The sequence below is a fragment of the Stenotrophomonas sp. Y6 genome (assembly GCF_022436665.1).
GTDB lineage: Bacteria > Pseudomonadota > Gammaproteobacteria > Xanthomonadales > Xanthomonadaceae > Stenotrophomonas > Stenotrophomonas acidaminiphila_A.
This window is the reverse complement of record NZ_JAKUKB010000009.1, coordinates 302,893-317,576: the sequence shown is the minus strand read 5'-3', so window position 1 is coordinate 317,576 and position 14,684 is coordinate 302,893. Positions and strand designations below refer to the sequence as shown.

The 14,684-nt window shown below is 70.7% G+C and carries 11 protein-coding genes; 5 read left to right on the top strand and 6 right to left on the bottom strand.

Annotated features, from left to right (window positions below; translation table 11 throughout):
• Positions 1-451 precede the first annotated feature (451 nt).
• From MKP15_RS12955 to MKP15_RS12945, 3 genes are all read right to left on the bottom strand, one after another.
• Positions 452-802: an SH3 domain-containing protein gene (locus tag MKP15_RS12955; protein ID WP_161614342.1), complete on the bottom strand. Its 351-nt coding sequence runs from the start codon at positions 800-802 to the stop codon at positions 452-454.
• An 87-nt stretch (positions 803-889) separates the two neighbouring features.
• A complete protein-coding gene (locus MKP15_RS12950; RefSeq protein ID WP_240212975.1) occupies positions 890-2,914 on the bottom strand; it encodes a M3 family metallopeptidase in 2,025 nt (674 codons plus the stop codon).
• Positions 2,915-2,952: 38 nt separating this feature from the next.
• A complete protein-coding gene (locus MKP15_RS12945; protein WP_104937952.1) occupies positions 2,953-4,074 on the bottom strand; it encodes a PLP-dependent cysteine synthase family protein in 1,122 nt (373 codons plus the stop codon).
• A 122-nt stretch (positions 4,075-4,196) separates the two neighbouring features.
• On the opposite strand from MKP15_RS12945, the gene MKP15_RS12940 reads away from it, so the two are divergent.
• From MKP15_RS12940 to gloA, 5 genes are all read left to right on the top strand, one after another.
• Positions 4,197-4,571 (top strand): CopL family metal-binding regulatory protein, encoded by a 375-nt coding sequence (locus tag MKP15_RS12940; RefSeq protein ID WP_240212965.1) that lies wholly within the window; start codon positions 4,197-4,199, stop codon positions 4,569-4,571.
• Positions 4,572-4,731: 160 nt separating this feature from the next.
• Complete coding sequence (locus tag MKP15_RS12935; protein WP_240212964.1) at positions 4,732-6,507, top strand: copper resistance system multicopper oxidase; 1,776 nt, start codon at positions 4,732-4,734, stop codon at positions 6,505-6,507.
• Positions 6,504-7,778, top strand: a complete 1,275-nt coding sequence (locus MKP15_RS12930) for a copper resistance protein B (RefSeq protein WP_240212963.1) — start codon at positions 6,504-6,506, stop codon at positions 7,776-7,778. Before MKP15_RS12935 ends, MKP15_RS12930 begins: the two co-directional genes overlap by 4 nt.
• 59 nt (positions 7,779-7,837) lie before the next feature.
• Positions 7,838-8,347, top strand: a complete 510-nt coding sequence (locus MKP15_RS12925) for a DUF411 domain-containing protein (RefSeq protein WP_240212962.1) — start codon at positions 7,838-7,840, stop codon at positions 8,345-8,347.
• Between the two features lie 107 nt (positions 8,348-8,454).
• Complete coding sequence (gene gloA / locus MKP15_RS12920; protein ID WP_240212961.1) at positions 8,455-8,973, top strand: lactoylglutathione lyase; 519 nt, start codon at positions 8,455-8,457, stop codon at positions 8,971-8,973.
• Between the two features lie 90 nt (positions 8,974-9,063).
• Here the strand turns inward: gloA and MKP15_RS12915 are convergent, their stop codons facing one another.
• Genes MKP15_RS12915 through MKP15_RS12905 form a run of 3 tightly spaced genes read right to left on the bottom strand, consistent with a single transcriptional unit; the run spans position 9,064 to position 14,565 of the window.
• Positions 9,064-12,495 carry an SbcC/MukB-like Walker B domain-containing protein gene (locus tag MKP15_RS12915; RefSeq protein ID WP_240212960.1) on the bottom strand — a complete coding sequence of 1,144 codons (3,432 nt, stop codon included), beginning with the start codon at positions 12,493-12,495 and terminating at the stop codon, positions 9,064-9,066.
• Positions 12,482-13,108, bottom strand: coding sequence for a DUF4194 domain-containing protein (locus MKP15_RS12910; protein WP_104937947.1), 627 nt, complete (start codon positions 13,106-13,108; stop codon positions 12,482-12,484). Before MKP15_RS12910 ends, MKP15_RS12915 begins: the two co-directional genes overlap by 14 nt.
• Complete coding sequence (locus MKP15_RS12905) at positions 13,105-14,565, bottom strand: Wadjet anti-phage system protein JetA family protein (protein WP_240212959.1); 1,461 nt, start codon at positions 14,563-14,565, stop codon at positions 13,105-13,107. The genes MKP15_RS12910 and MKP15_RS12905 overlap by 4 nt, the downstream gene beginning before the upstream one ends.
• Positions 14,566-14,684 lie beyond the last annotated feature (119 nt).

The following is a 14,684-nucleotide window of genomic DNA, read 5'->3' as shown; positions in this document are numbered from 1 at the left end:
AACAAACTATTCATTGCTTGATCAAACGTCTGCAAGATGGACAGTCATCCACTCCTGCAGGCGCCCTCACAAGATACCTGCGCATACTTTCAAAGAACTTCGGAATCGGCCTCAGCGCCTTCTTCCTTAGTGCCCGGCGTTTCCGTCCGAGCGAGCCGCCCATTATAGCCGGCTTTTCCGCTTCGTCAACACCTCGTTTCGAGGCCCGACTCCGCCGCTCCAACCGCAAACCCGAGGGCTTTTCGTCGAAGCGAGCCGCCTATTATGGCAGCCTTTTCGTTGCCGTCAACACCTGCGTGAGGGTGACTTCAACTTCCTGCCTTCGCTGCCAACCACTGGCCGGCGGCGAAGGAGCGGAAGTATGCAACCTGTTTCAGGTTTTGGGAAGAGGCAAATACACACCGCCTGCACCTCCCGCATGCGCGGTGTGCGCCGATGCGACAACGCCGGCTCAGCCGCCGGGCTTGGCGGTCTCGATCACCACGCCCAGTTCCCTGCCCGCTTCGGCCACCTTCACCCGCCGCCCATCGGCCCGGGCGATCAGGTAGTCCGCCGCCACCCAGCCGCTCTGTTCGCCGTGGCGCACGTTGCACCAGCTCAGGTCGTCCAGGCAGCGCTGTACTTCCACCGTGGTGCCGACCGGCAGTACCGCCACCCGGTCGGCGCGCGTATCCGGCGCGCTGCGCAGGTTCAGGCCGCTGCCGCTCACCTTGGCCGGCGGCTCGACGATTTCTGGCTGGAACCACAGCACCACCGCGATGATGGCGGCGGCAGCGGCAAGGCGCGGGATGAGACGGGGCATGGCCGGTCCCTGCGGAGAAGAGCTTCCATCAATACCGCGGCCAGGCATCACCGCGGCTGAATCCCGCCGGGGCGATGCCCGTGGCCGTCAGGCGGCCATGCCGCTGTGCCGCAGCAGGGCATCGATCCGCGGTTCGCGCCCGCGGAACGCGAGGAAGTTCTCGGCCGCACTACGGCTGCCGCCGCGCGACAGCACTTCGTCGCGGAAGCGCGCGCCAGTGGCGGCGACCTGGTCGGGCGCTTCCTCGAACGCGGCGTAGGCATCGGCGCTGAGCACTTCGGCCCATTTGTAGCTGTAGTAGCCGGCCGCATAGCCGCCCGCGAAAATGTGGCTGAACTGGTGCGGGAACCGGTTCCACTCCGGCGGGACGTTGACTGCGACCTCGCCGCGTACGCGCCCCAACAGCTGCAGTACGTTTTCCTGGGAAGGCTGGTACTGGCTGTGCAGCAGCATGTCGAACAGCCCGAACTCCAGCTGGCGCACGGTGAACATGCCGCTCTGGTAGTTCCTGGCGGCCAGCATGCGTTCGAACAGCGCGCGCGGCAGCGGCGCACCGCTGTCGACGTGCGCGGTCATGGCCTGCACCTGCCCCCATTCCCAGCAGAAGTTCTCCATGAACTGGCTGGGCAGCTCGACCGCATCCCATTCCACGCCATTGATGCCGGCCACGGCCAGCTCGCCAATGCGGGTGAGCAGCTGGTGCAGGCCATGCCCCATCTCGTGGAACACGGTAGTCACCTCGTCATGGCTGAAGGTGGCCGGGTTGCCATCGCTGCCACGCCCGAAGTTGCAGACCAGGTAGACCAGCGGGGTCTGCACGCCGGCCGCGGTGACGCGGCGGTTGCGGCAGTCGTCCATCCACGCGCCGCCGCGCTTGCCTTCGCGGGCATACAGGTCCATGTAGAACTGGCCGACCAGCGCGCCGTCGGCGTCGACCAGGCGGTAGAAGCGCACATCCTCGTGCCAGACCGGCGCCCGGTCCGGCTGGACCTCCAGGCCGTACAGGCGCTTGATGACCGCGAACAGGCCGGCGAGCACCCGCGGTTCGGTGAAATACTGCTTCACCTCCTGCTCGGAATAGCTGTAGCGCGCCTGCTTGAGCTTCTCGCTGGCATAGGCCAGGTCCCACGCCTGCAGCTCGCCCAACCCCAGTTCATCGCGGGCGAAGGCTTCCAGTTCGGCGCGATCGCGCTGCGCATACGGCCGTGCGCGCGCGGCCAGGTCACGCAGGAAGTCCAGCACCTGCGCCGGGCCCGTCGCCATCTTGGTGGCGATGGAATACGCGGCGTAATTGTCGAACCCCAACAGTGCGGCCAGTTCGGTGCGCAGCGCGAGGATGCGGTCGATGTTGCCGCCATTGTCGAGCGCGGCGTCGCCGAACTCGGACGCGCGCACCGCATGGGCGCGGTAGAGCGCCTCGCGCAGCGCACGGTTGTCCGCATAGGTCTGCACCGGCAGGTAGCAGGGCATGTGCAGGGTCAGCTTCCAGCCTTCGCGCCCTTCCCGGGCGGCGGCGGCACGGGTGCTGGCACGCACATCGGCCGGCAGGCCGGACAGTTCGGCCTCGTCCTCGACATACAGGGCGAATGCGTCGGTGGCGTCGAGCACGTTCTGCGAGAACTTCGCCGACAGCGCCGACAGTTCCTGCTGGATCTGGGCGAAGCGCGTCTTGCCGGCCTCGTCGAGCTCGGCGCCACCCAGGCGGAAGTCACGCAGGGCATTGTCCAGCACCTTGCGCCGGGCCGGGTCGAACGCCGCGGCCTCCGGCGACGCCGCCAATGCCTTGTACTGCGCGTACAACGCCGGGTTCTGCGCCATCGCGCTGCCGAAACGGCTGATCCGGGGCAGGTTGGCGTTGTAGGCCTCGCGCAGCTCCGGGGTGTCGGCCACCGCCTGCAGGTGGGCGACCTGGCCCCAGGCGCGATACAGCCGCTCGGTGGCGTCGTCCAACGGCGTCACGAAGGCCTCCCAGCTCACCGGCGCGACGGTTTCGGCGGCCTTCACCGCGGCTTCGGCTTCGGCCAGCAGGGCATCGATGGCCGGGGTGACGTGCTCCGGGCGGATTTCGTCGAATCGCGGCAGGCCGGAGAAGTCGAGCAGGGGGTTGGCAATCATGGGCAGTCCTGGAAACGGGTCCGGCGTGGCCGGTATCAGCTCCGATATGGCGACGGCTCGAGCCACGCACAAGGCAGCGCCGGCAGCCCCTGCCCGTTCACCGCCGCGGCGACGGCGGCGTCGGCGGCGGCCACGTCGATCCCCTGGTGGTCGTACCAGGCGGGGTCGTAATAGCTGTGGGCATAGCGCTCGCCGGCATCGCAGAGGATGCTGACGATGGACCCGTCGCGGCCGGCATCGCGCATCAGCTGCGCGGCCTGCAGCACGCCGATGAAATTGGTGCCGGTGGAACCGCCGACGCGACGCCCGAGGGTGGCGCTGACGTGGCGCATGGCGGCCAGGCTCAGGGCATCGGGCACCTTGACCATGGCGTCGACACAGGTGGGAATGAAACTGCGCTCCACGCGCGGGCGGCCGATGCCCTCCACACGCGAGCCGCCTTCGCAGGTCAGGTCACGCCAGTCAGCCCCTGCCAGCGCGGCGCAGTAGCCGTCATAGAACACCGATACCTCCGGGTCCGCGCACATGATCAGGGTGTCGTGGCGGCGGTAGCTGACATAGCGCCCCAGCGTGGCCGCGGTGCCGCCGGTGCCCGGACTGCAGACGATCCATTCCGGTACCGGATGCGGCTCCTCGGCCATCTGCTTGAAGATCGATTCGGCGATGTTGTTGTTGGCGCGCCAGTCGGTGGCGCGCTCGGCATAGGTGAACTGGTCCATGAAATGGCCGCCGGTTTCGCGTGCCAGCCGTTCGGATTCGCAGTTGAGGTCGCAGGCGCGCTGCACCAGGTGGCAGCGCCCGCCCTGGAACTCGATGGCGGCGATCTTCTCCGGCGAGGTACTGGCCGGGATCACGGCGATGAACGGCAGCCCCAGCAGGCGCGCGAAGTAGGCCTCGGACACCGCGGTCGAGCCGCTGGACGCCTCGATCACCGGGCAGCCCTCGCGCAGCCAGCCATTGGCCAGCGCGTACAGGAACAGCGAGCGCGCCAGGCGGTGCTTGAGGCTGCCGGTCGGGTGGCTGGATTCGTCCTTCAGGTAGACGTCGATGCCGGGGAAACCGGGCAGGTCCACCGGGATCAGGTGGGTATCGGCCGAGCGGTTGAAATCGGCTTCGATCTTGCGGATGGCCGCCGCCACCCAGGCGCGCTGGGACATGGATCACACACTCTAATGAAAGCTGAAGGCGATTCTACTGCGGACGGCCACCGCTGCCGCCGCCGGCAGCGTCGCGCGCCGCACGGTGGTATGGTGCGCGCAGGTTTCCCTACCGACTACGCGTGCCGCGCATCCTGCTGCCCCTGCTGCTGTGCCTGTCCCTGATCGCCGGTGCGATCGGGTCGGTGTGGTCGGCCACGGCGATGGCGATGCCGGCCGCCGCCGCGCCGGTCGCGGCCATGTCCACGGACATGGACATGGATCACGGCTGCTGCCATGACGGCGGCGGCCTGCACGATGCGTCCAAGCCGTCCCCGGCTCCCGCGTCGCCCTGCGACGACGGCAAGCAGTGCGACTGCACCCAGCACTGCAACATGCTGCCCACGCCACTGGCGTCGCCGGCCAGTGCCATCACCCGCGCGACCGAGCCCGGCGCGCCCACGCCAGGGCGTTACGACGTACGTCCGCGCCAGCTGCACCGGCCGCCCATCGCCTGATCCGGCTGTTGCCGCCGCGCGGGCCATTCGCGCGTGACGGCCATCCCCCCCGGGGCACGCAGCGCGTAGCGTGGGTGACGTCGGTCGCCGCCTTCCGCGCGCCCCCGGCAAATCCGCAGTTGCCGCCCGCCTTCGCCGGCGGGCGACCGATGGAGTTCCCATGAAAAACGATTTCCTTTCCGACCCGCGCTCGGTGCTGTCGCGGCGCCGCTTCGTGCAGGGCCTGGCCCTGGGCGGCGTCGTCGCCGGCAGCGGCCTGTGGCGCGCATCCGACGCCTTCGCCGCCGTCCCGCGGGCGATGGCCGCCAGCGAGCTGCGCGGCACCGACCTGAGCCTGGCCATCGGCCGCTCGACGGTCGATTTCACCGGCCGCGCGCGCAGCGCGGTCACCGTCAACGGCTCGCTGCCGGCGCCGATCCTGCGCTGGCGCGAGGGCGATACGGTCAGCATCCGCGTGGCCAACACGCTCGCCGACGAGATGACCTCGATCCACTGGCACGGCATCCTGCTGCCGTCCAACATGGACGGCGTACCGGGGCTGAGCTTCGACGGCATCGCCCCCGGCGAGGCCTTCCAGTACCGCTTCCAGCTGCGCCAGTCCGGCACCTACTGGTACCACAGCCATTCGCTGTTCCAGGAACAGGCGGGCCTGTACGGCGCGCTGGTGATCGATCCGCTGGAGCCGCCGCCGTACCGCGTCGACCGCGAGCACGTGGTGCTGCTGTCGGACTGGACCGACCTGGACCCGGCCGCGCTGTACCGGCGGATGAAGAAGATGCCGATGCACGACAACACCTACCAGCGCACGGTGGGCGATTTCATGCGCGATGCCCGCCGCGACGGCCTGCGCGCCACCCTCGCCGACCGTGGCATGTGGGGGCGGATGCGGATGACGCCGTCGGACCTGTCCGACATCAACGCCCACACCTATACCTACCTGATGAACGGGACCGCGCCGGCCGGCAACTGGACCGGGCTGTTCCGCAGCGGCGAGAAAGTACTGCTGCGTTTCATCAACGGCTCGGCGATGACCTACTTCGACGTGCGCATCCCGGGGCTGAAGATGACCGTGGTGGCGGCCGATGGCCAGTACATCCACCCGGTGAGCGTGGACGAGTTCCGCATCGCGGTGGCCGAGACGTTCGACGTGATCGTCGAGCCCAGCGGCCAGGACGCGTTCACCATCTTCGCCCAGGACATGGGCCGCACCGGCCATGCCTGCGGCACGCTGGCGGTGCGCCACGGCCTGCAGGCGCCGGTGCCGGCGCTGGACCCGCGACCGCTGCTGACCATGGCCGACATGGCCCACGACCACGGCGGCGGCCACGGTGACATGCCGATGACGCACGGAGAGCCTGCCGGACAGGCAGCGCATGGCGCCCACGGCGGACACGGCAGTGGCGGTGGCAGCGCGCCGAAGCATCCCCCCGGCGAGCGCGGCAATCCGCTGGTGGACATGCAGAGCGCGGCCAGTTCGCCGCGGCTGGAAGACCCCGGCATCGGCCTGCGCGACAACGGCCGCAGGGTGCTCGCCTATGCCGACCTGCACTCGCTGTTCGAGGACCCGGACGGGCGCGAACCCGGCCGCGAGATCGAGCTGCACCTGACCGGGCACATGGAGAAGTTCGCCTGGAACTTCGACGGCGTCCCGTTCGCCGGTGCCGAGCCGCTGCGGCTGAACTACGGCGAGCGCATGCGCATCGTATTGGTCAACGACACGATGATGACCCACCCCATCCACCTGCATGGCGTGTGGAGCGACCTGGAGGATGCCAATGGCCAGTTCCAGGTGCGCAAGCACACCGTGGACATGCCGCCCGGCACCCGCCGCAGCTACCGCGTGCGCGCCGATGCACTGGGGCGCTGGGCGTTCCACTGCCACCTGCTGTACCACATGGAAGCGGGCATGATGCGCGAAGTGAGGATCGAGGCATGAAGACACGCACCCGATCGCTGCTGTTCATCGCCCTGGCCGCGGCCACCGGCAACGCCGCCGCGCAGGAACCGCATGCCAGCCACCACGGCCACCACCGCCATGGGGCCGGCGCCAAACCGGATCCGCATGCGGGCCACGTGCCTGCGTCGCCCGGCAACGCCGCCGAGGCCGACCCGCACGCGCACCACGCCGCCCACGCGGCAACGGCGAAGCCGGCCGCACCGGCCCCCGATCCGCATGCGGGCCACCGGATGCCGGCCAGCACGTCCGCACCCGCGGACATGCACGCCGGCCATGCCGCGGCGGCGGCCCCTGCGACCGACGCGGTACCGCCACAACCGGCCACGGACCCGCACGCCGGCCATGCGATGCAGGCATCCGCCGCGCAGTCCATGCACGGCAATGATCCGCATGCCGGCCATGCCACTCCCGCCGCGCCCCCATCGCGGCCTGCCTCCGGCGACGCCCATGCCGGCCATGGTTCTGCGGCCAACGGCCTGGACGTGCATGCCACGCATGCCGATCACACCGGCCATGGCGCGGCGGCCATGCAGGTGCCGCGCGAGCCGATTCCCGCGCCGACCGCCGCGGATCTGGCGGCGGCGTTCCCGGCGCTCGCGCCGCATGCGATGCAGCACGCGCCCGGCATCAACAGCCTGGTGCTGTTCGATCACCTGGAAGCCTGGGACAACGCCCACGGCAGCGGCCAGTCGTGGGCGGCCAAGGGCTGGGTCGGCGGCGACATCGACCGTCTCTGGCTGCGCAGCGACGGCCAGCGCAGCGAAGGCCGGTTCGGCGAATGGTCGCTGGACGCACTCTACGGGCGCGCCATCTCGCCGTGGTGGGACCTGGTCGGCGGCGTCCGCCATGACGGTGGCGATGCACCCGGGCTGACCCGCGCCGCCATCGGCGTGCAGGGGCTGGCGCCGTACAAGTTCGAGTTCGCCGCCACCGCCTACCTGGGCGGGCCGCGCCGGGCCGAACTGGCGGTGGAGGCGGAGTACTCGCTGCTGCTGAGCAACCGGCTGATCCTGCAGCCGTCGCTGGAGGCCAGCGTGGCCGCCGACGACGACCCGCACCGCGGCGTCGGCAGCGGACTGGGCCACGTCGGCGCCGGCCTGCGCCTGCGCTACGAGATCACCCGCCGCTTCGCGCCTTACGTCGGCTTCGTGCATGAGCGGCGCTTCGGCCGCAGTGCCGACCTGCACCGCGACGCCGGGGAAGCCACCCGCGAATCGCGCTGGGTCGCCGGCGTGCGGTTCTGGTTCTGACCCCGCCCCCACGGCGGAATGCCCCGTGGCGTTCCGCCCCCCTTCCGAAGGAGATCCACATGAACACACTGCTGCACAGGACGATATCCGTGCTGATCGTCGCCAGCGCCGTCTTCGCCGTCGCCGCCTGCGATGCCGCCCCGCCAGCGGCGGCGGGCAAGCCACCGGCAGCCGCGCACGCCGACCACGCGACGCAGGTCGTGCACGTCCACAAGGACGCCAACTGCGGCTGCTGCAACGGCTGGATCGCGCACATGCGCGCGGCCGGCTTCACCGTGGTGGCCCATGACAGTACCGACATGGCCGCGGTGAAGCAGCGCCTCGGCATTCCGCTGTCGCAGGCGTCGTGCCATACCGCCGAAGTCGGTGGCTACGTGCTGGAAGGCCACGTGCCGGCCGCGGACGTGCAGCGTCTGCTGCGCGAGAAGCCGGCCGCGCGCGGGCTGGTGCTGCCGGGCATGCCCATCGGTTCTCCGGGCATGGAGTCCGCCGATGGCCGCCGCGAGGCGTTCACGGTCGACCTGCTGGGCAAGGACGGCAGCCTGCGGCCCTACGCCCGGCACCCCTGAGCGGCAGGCAACGGCGCACGCCACCGGGAACGCGGCACGCTGCGTTCCCGGTGCATTGCCGCGCCGCGCTCTAGAATCGCCCCTTCCCCCTTATCAGGAACACCGCCATGAGCCTGAACGCTCTCCACCAGCAGCCCGGCGTGGCCGCGCAGCCACCGGCCGAAACCACCGGCTTCGTCTTCAACCACACCATGCTGCGGGTCAAGGACATCACCGCTTCGCTGGATTTCTACACCCGCGTGCTCGGCTTCCGCCTGGTCGACAGGCGCGACTTCCCGGAGGCCGCGTTCAGCCTGTACTTCCTGGCCTACGTACCGGCGGGCATGCAGGTGCCCGAGGATGACGCCGCGCGCCGGCTGTGGATGGCCGGCATCCCCGGGGTGCTGGAACTGACCCACAACCATGGCACCGAGCACCAGGACGGCCCGGTCTACCACGATGGCAACAGCGAGCCGCGTGGCTTCGGCCATATCTGCGTGTCGGTGCCGGCGCTGGAAGCGGCCTGTGCGCGCTTCGAGGAACTGGGCGTGCCGTTCCAGAAGCGCCTGCAGGACGGGCGCATGAAGAACCTGGCCTTCATCAAGGACCCGGACGGCTACTGGGTCGAGATCATCGGCAACCGCTGAGGTTGCCGGTAGCCGCGGCCGGCGCACGGGCCGCGGCTACTGCTGCGTCATTTGCCGGGCCGGCGCCCCAGGCGCGGCCCGGTGCCGCTGTCACGTCGTCGCCTGCTCGCGCGCGATGCGTTCGGTTTCCGCCGCCAGCAGTTCCGGGTGCAGGTCGAACTGGTCGGACAGCAGCAGGGTGCGCGCGGCTTCGGTGACCTCGATGCGCTCGGCCTGCAGCAGGTCGCCGTCGCGGAACAGTTCGATGTAGCTGTCGAGCACGCCGGACAGGGTACCCTGGGCGGTGTCCGGCGCCGCCAGCACCAGCTGCAGGCCCAGCGAGCGCAGGTAGTTGGTGGTGGCGCGCGCGTTCTGCGCGTCGATCTTGTCGCCGAACTCGTCGAGCAGGATCAGCCCCAGCCCGCCCGGGTGCGCTTCGCTCTTGCCGTAGGCCGCGGCCAGCGCGGCGCCGGCAATCACGTACAGCGGCGCGCGGTGTTCACCGCCGGAGCCCGAGCGCATGCGTTCGCTGAGGCTGCCGATCACCCGGTCATCCTGGCGGATCTGCACTTCGAAGCGGAAGAAGCGGCGGTAGTCGTCCAGCGGCGAGTTGGCCACGTGGGTGGCGGCCTTGTCCTCGACCAGCGCGCGGAACGCCTCGGGTACCTGGCCGGCGCTCTCGAACAGCGTGTCCTCGCCGCCGATGTCGGCGGCGCGCTGGATGAAGCGGTGCAGTTCGCGGAACTCCGGCACCACTTCGTAATGGAACTGGTAGCGCTCGTTGTTGGAGAACGCGGGGCTGGCGCGCAGGGTGCGGTTGAGCGTGGCGATCTGGGTCTTGAGCCGGGTGAAGTTGTCGTACAGGGTGGAGGCCACGCCGGTGCGGAAGGTATCCACGGCGGTGGCGTAGGCCTGGCGCGCCTCGGCCTCGTACTGCACCAGCTCGGTATCGCGCAGCTGGGTCAGTTCGCGCTGCAGCAGGCTGCGCGCCGGGCGCCAGGCGCTGGCGTCGAAATCCAGCTCCAGCCCATGGTCGCGCGCGTACTGCGCCAGACCGCTCCAGGCCTCGGGCAGCAGCCGTGTCAGCTGCGCGTCGCTGTCCCTGGCGCGCTCCTCGCAGCGGCGCGCGCGTTCTTCCAGCGACGGATATTTTTCGTCCAGCTCCTCGCGCTGGCGTTCGACCCGGTTCGGATCGACGTCCGCATCGGCGAAGGCGTCCACCGCGCGCCGCGCGATCAGTTCTTCCTGCTGGCGCAGGCCTTCGAGCAGGGCCTGCGTGCGCTCGAGGTTGGCCGCCGCCACGGCTTCCTGGCCGACCAGCGCGTCGGCGCGCTGCTCGCAGCCGGCGAGCTGGGCGTTCAGTTCACGCAGCTGTTCGGACAGGCGCAGCAGGTCCGGGTCCAGCGAGGCGAGGCGGCTTTCCTGCGCGCTGCGGTAGCGTTCGGCCACCTGGCGGTGTTCGAGCACGCGCTCGTGCAGCGCCTGCGCCACCGCGTCGGCATCGGCCAGCCGCGCCAAGCCGCGCTGGCAGTCATCGGCGCGGCGCAGGCGCGGCTCGATCTGGCGCAACTCCTGTTCGGCCTTCTCGATTTCCTCGTGCAGCACGCGCAGCCGCGCGCGGTTGTCGGAGGCGCCGATGCGCAGGTCGCCGGCCGCCGGCAGGCGCAGGCGTTCGATGCTGCCGCCGCGTGCCAGCAGGCCGTCGCGGGTCAGGCCCTGGCGGCTGCGTACCAGCTCGGCCTCGGTTTCGACGCAACGCAGCTCGCCGAGCTGGCGGCGCAGGAACGCCAGTGCATCGGCGTTGACGCCCTCCAGCAGCGCGGCGACGCTGCCGCTCTCCGGCTCGTCGGCGCCACGCGACCTGCGTGCATGGCTGGACAGGGCGAGCTTGACCCCATACACCGAGCGCCCGCCGGACAGGCCGCGGTACAGCTTGACCGCGCGTTCCTCGTCCTTGTCCGGGATCAGCAGGGCTTCGACGTTGCTGCGCAGATAACCTTCGATGGCGTGCTGCCAGGTCGCGTCGGTGACCCGCACCAGGTCGCAGACCGGGCGCGCGTCGATGCCGGCATCACGCAGGTAGCTCATCAGCCGCACCGTGTCGGGGTGCAGTTCGGCCTGGCCGGCGGCCAGACGCTTCTGGTTCTGGCGCGCGGTCTCCAGCGCGTCGCGCGCCTTGTCGTGGGCCGCGTGCAGCTGGCGGGCGTGGCGGTCGACCCGCTCGCGCAGCGGCGCGGCGGCGCGCAACGCCTGGCGCGCACCGGCGAACAGTTCGTCCGGGGTCCATGGCAAGGCGGCCTCGGCGGCCAGCGCCGACAGTTCGGCATGCCACGCGTCCCACGCTTCGCGCGCGCCAGCCAGCGCGGCGGCGTCGATGTCGTCGAGCGCGAGCGCGTCGAGCTGGCGGAACTGGTCGCGCACGAAGCCGACCTCGCGCGCCAGGTCCTTCTTCAGCTGCGCGAGGCGGTCGCGGTCGCGGCCGGCCAGTTCGTCAAGCTGCGCCTGCTCGCCGTAGCCGGCGCTGCCCTGCAGGCGGGCATTGGCGCGCGCCTGCTCCTCGCGCAGGGTGTCGCGTTCGACGCGGGTGTCGGCCAGGCGGCGACGGGTGTCGGCCAGCGTGTTCTGCGCGGTGACGAGCGCGCCTTCGGCCTGGTCGAGCTGTTCGCTGTACAGGTCGCGGGCGTATTCGGCGGCCAGTGCGCGCGCCGAGGCGGCGCGGGTGGCCTGCGCGGCGATCTTCTCGTACTGGCGCTCCGCGCCCTCGGCGGCGTCGATGCGCTGCTTGACCTGTTCGATCTTCTCCTTGATCTGGCGGAAGCTGTCCAGCAGGGCGCGGAAGCGGGCGATGTCGGTGGGCCGGTCCTCGGCCACCAGGGTACGCACGAACAGGTCCACGTCCTCGACCCGCTGCAGGTTCAGCGCGTTGAGGAAGGCCTTGCGGTAGGCGTTGAGGTCGGGGCTGGCCGACGGGCTGGCGCGCAGCCGCAGCAGCAGGTCGCGCAGGAAGCGTTCGGCATTGGGATGCAGCTGCGGGGTCTCGCCCACCTCCTTGCAGCGGCGCGCGATGTGCTCGCGGAAGGTATTCCAGGCCAGCGGCAGTTCCTTGCCCTTGACCCGCTCCAGGTGCTCGTCCAGCGCCAGCGCCACGCCCGGCAGCAGGTACAGGCCGTGGGTGCGGTGCTCGGGCTCGTCGACCGAGGCGCCGAGCGCGATGCCGGCGGTCAGCGGCACCCCGGTGTCGGTGTCGCGGAACACCAGCGAGATGTAGGTGGTGGCGGTGCGGCGCTTGCGCCCTTCCTCGCCGCTGCGGAATACGCCCAGGCAGTAGTCGCGGATGGTACGCGCGCGGTGGCTGCCGCCGGCCTGGGCGTTGAAACGGATGCGGCTGCGGTCGCCGCCCAGCAGTACGATCTGCAGCGCGTCGAGCAGCGCGCTCTTGCCGGCGCCGTTGGGCGCGATGATGGCGCTGGTCGCGTCCAGTTGCAGGCTCTGCGCCTCGAACAGGAAGAACTGCACCAGGTGGATGCGTTCAAGCTGCTGCATCGTCGTCCTCCGCGCCGGTGTCGCCGGCCTCGTCGCGGTTGTGCTGGTCCAGGCGCTGCAGCCATTGCTCGCCGACGATCTCGACGATGGCCGGGCGCACCCGCAGGTGGAACGGCTGCGGATCGTCGCCTTCGGAGTCGATCAGCCGGCATACGCCCCAGCGCTTGAGCGTGCGTGCCAGCGCGCGCAGCGCGCCGACGTCGGGCATCGCGCGGCCGGTCAGCGCCTGCCAGCTCTCCTGCAGGTCCGGCAGTTCCACCACCACCTCGCCGTGGTCCTCGATCAGGCCCTGGCGCATGGCCTCGTCGTAACGCTGGCGCAGCACCAGCAGGGCCAGGGTTTCGTCCAGCGTCACCGGCGCGCCCTCGCCATGGGCCGGCAGTGCCACCACGTAGCGGTAATGCGCGTTGCGCTCCAGGCGGATGCCCAGCGGCTCCAGCGCGGCGACGAAATCGGGGTAATGGTCTTCCACCAGGTGGTAGGCCACGCGCGAACGCGGGTCGGTGGCGTACAGCACCTGCTCGGTGGCCAGGCGGTAGGCGGCGCGCTCGAAGTCCTGCACGGCATAGGTGCCGTTGGACATCTGGCTCAGGGTGTTCCAGCTGCGTTTCATGCGGTTTCCGGGAGTTTTGCGCCCACCCGCAGGATGCGGAAGCGCGGGCCGCGCAGGTAATCGTTGTGGTTGCCGTTGCCGGCATCGAGCAGCTCGACGCGGAAACCGCGCAGCAGGCGGCCGAGCGGGTCCTCGCGGCGCAGGCCGCCGACGCGGTTGCCACGCAGGGCCAGCGTGAGCAGGGTCTGGTAGGCGCGCAGGTCCTCGATGCTGGCGATGTCCAGCCGCGCCGAATCGACCGCCGCGCCCTGCCGCAGGTGGCGGCCGACGTAGCGCGCCATGTCCTCGGCGTTGACCAGGCGTGCGCGCTTCATCCGCCGCAGCAGCGACAGCCGTGCCAGCTGCTCCGGCGTGGGCGGCGTGGTGGCGTTGGCGCTGCGCGGGATCGGCGCCGGCTTGCGGTGCGGCGGGCGCAGGCGTGCTTCGTCCATCAGCGGGCCGGGTGCCACCGGCAGCCGCAGCGCGTCCTCCGGCGCCGACAGCACGCCGCGGCAGGCGCGGCGCAGCAGTACGTCGAGCCGGTCGGGGGCGCGCAGGCGGTAGTCGAGGAAGGCCAGCGCGCGGCGGTTGGCCTGGCGGATGTCCTCGTCCAGCCGGGCCAGGTATTCGTCGATGCGTTCCAGCTCGCGCAGCCGTCCCAGGCTGCGTGACAGCCGCTGCTGGGCGCGCGCGGCGTCGCCGCCGGTCACGTGCTCGGCGTACCAGGCCACCAGCGCTTCGCGCTGCGCGCCGGACTCGAGCTGCTGCACCATCGCCAGGATCGAGCTGCGCCGCGCCATCGGGTGGTCGGCGCGGTGCAGTTCGGCATAGTCGCCGATGAACAGCTGGCCGACGTAGCGCTCGAACCACTGCCGGGCGAACTGCGCGGTGGTCTCTGCCTTGCTCAGCTCCGGCATCAGGTCGCGCACCTGCAGGCTCATGGAGGCCAGCGACACCAGCAGCCGCCGCGCCTGGTCGGCGGCCTCGTCGAGGATGCCCCCGTCCAGGTGGCCTTCGGCCACCTGCTGCAGCTGCAGCTCCACCGAGCGCATCTTGGCCGAGACGAAGGTCGGGCCGTGCTCGCTGAACTCCACCAGGGTGGACAGCAGCTGCGCCACCATCGGCGGCATGGTCACCATCTCGCGCGCGCCGATGCGTTCCTGGCGCAGCCAGCCGGCGGCGCGGAAGCGGTCGTGGATGGCGCTGGCGCGCACGTTCAGCGGCGCGTCCGGGGCCTGCCCGTCCTCGTCTTCCCACGGGTCGTCGGCAAGCAGGTAGCGCTCGATCGCGGCGGTGATCTCGCGGCGCGGAAAGCCGTGGCTGGGCGGCACCGGCGCGTCCGGGCCGAAGAACTCGTCGAACATCCGGCACAGCAGCGACCAGTAGTTCTGGCGGTTGGCCGAGGCCAGCGGGCCGAAGATGCCGGCGGGTACGACCGAGAACAGCGGCGGGGTGGTCGTGGCGGTGGTGGTGGTCAAAACGTCGGGGTCCTGCAGCTTCCTGCCGTGCGGCGGCGATTGTGGCATATCGCCGCCGCCGGCGGCCCCCGGCGCGGGGGTGTCGCGGGGCCGCAACGACGACGGGCGCCACCGGGGCG

Excerpts from the sequence above, each read along its gene's own strand:
- MKP15_RS12955 (WP_161614342.1), bottom strand. The coding sequence starts at position 802 with ATGCCCCGTCTCATCCCGCGCCTTGCCGCTGCCGCCGCCATCATCGCG.
- MKP15_RS12915 (WP_240212960.1), bottom strand. The coding sequence starts at position 12,495 with ATGCAGCAGCTTGAACGCATCCACCTGGTGCAGTTCTTCCTGTTCGAG.
- MKP15_RS12935 (WP_240212964.1), top strand. The coding sequence starts at position 4,732 with ATGAAAAACGATTTCCTTTCCGACCCGCGCTCGGTGCTGTCGCGGCGC.
- gloA (WP_240212961.1), top strand. The coding sequence starts at position 8,455 with ATGAGCCTGAACGCTCTCCACCAGCAGCCCGGCGTGGCCGCGCAGCCA.
- MKP15_RS12925 (WP_240212962.1), top strand. The coding sequence starts at position 7,838 with ATGAACACACTGCTGCACAGGACGATATCCGTGCTGATCGTCGCCAGC.
- MKP15_RS12930 (WP_240212963.1), top strand. The coding sequence starts at position 6,504 with ATGAAGACACGCACCCGATCGCTGCTGTTCATCGCCCTGGCCGCGGCC.
- MKP15_RS12910 (WP_104937947.1), bottom strand. The coding sequence starts at position 13,108 with ATGAAACGCAGCTGGAACACCCTGAGCCAGATGTCCAACGGCACCTAT.
- MKP15_RS12945 (WP_104937952.1), bottom strand. The coding sequence starts at position 4,074 with ATGTCCCAGCGCGCCTGGGTGGCGGCGGCCATCCGCAAGATCGAAGCC.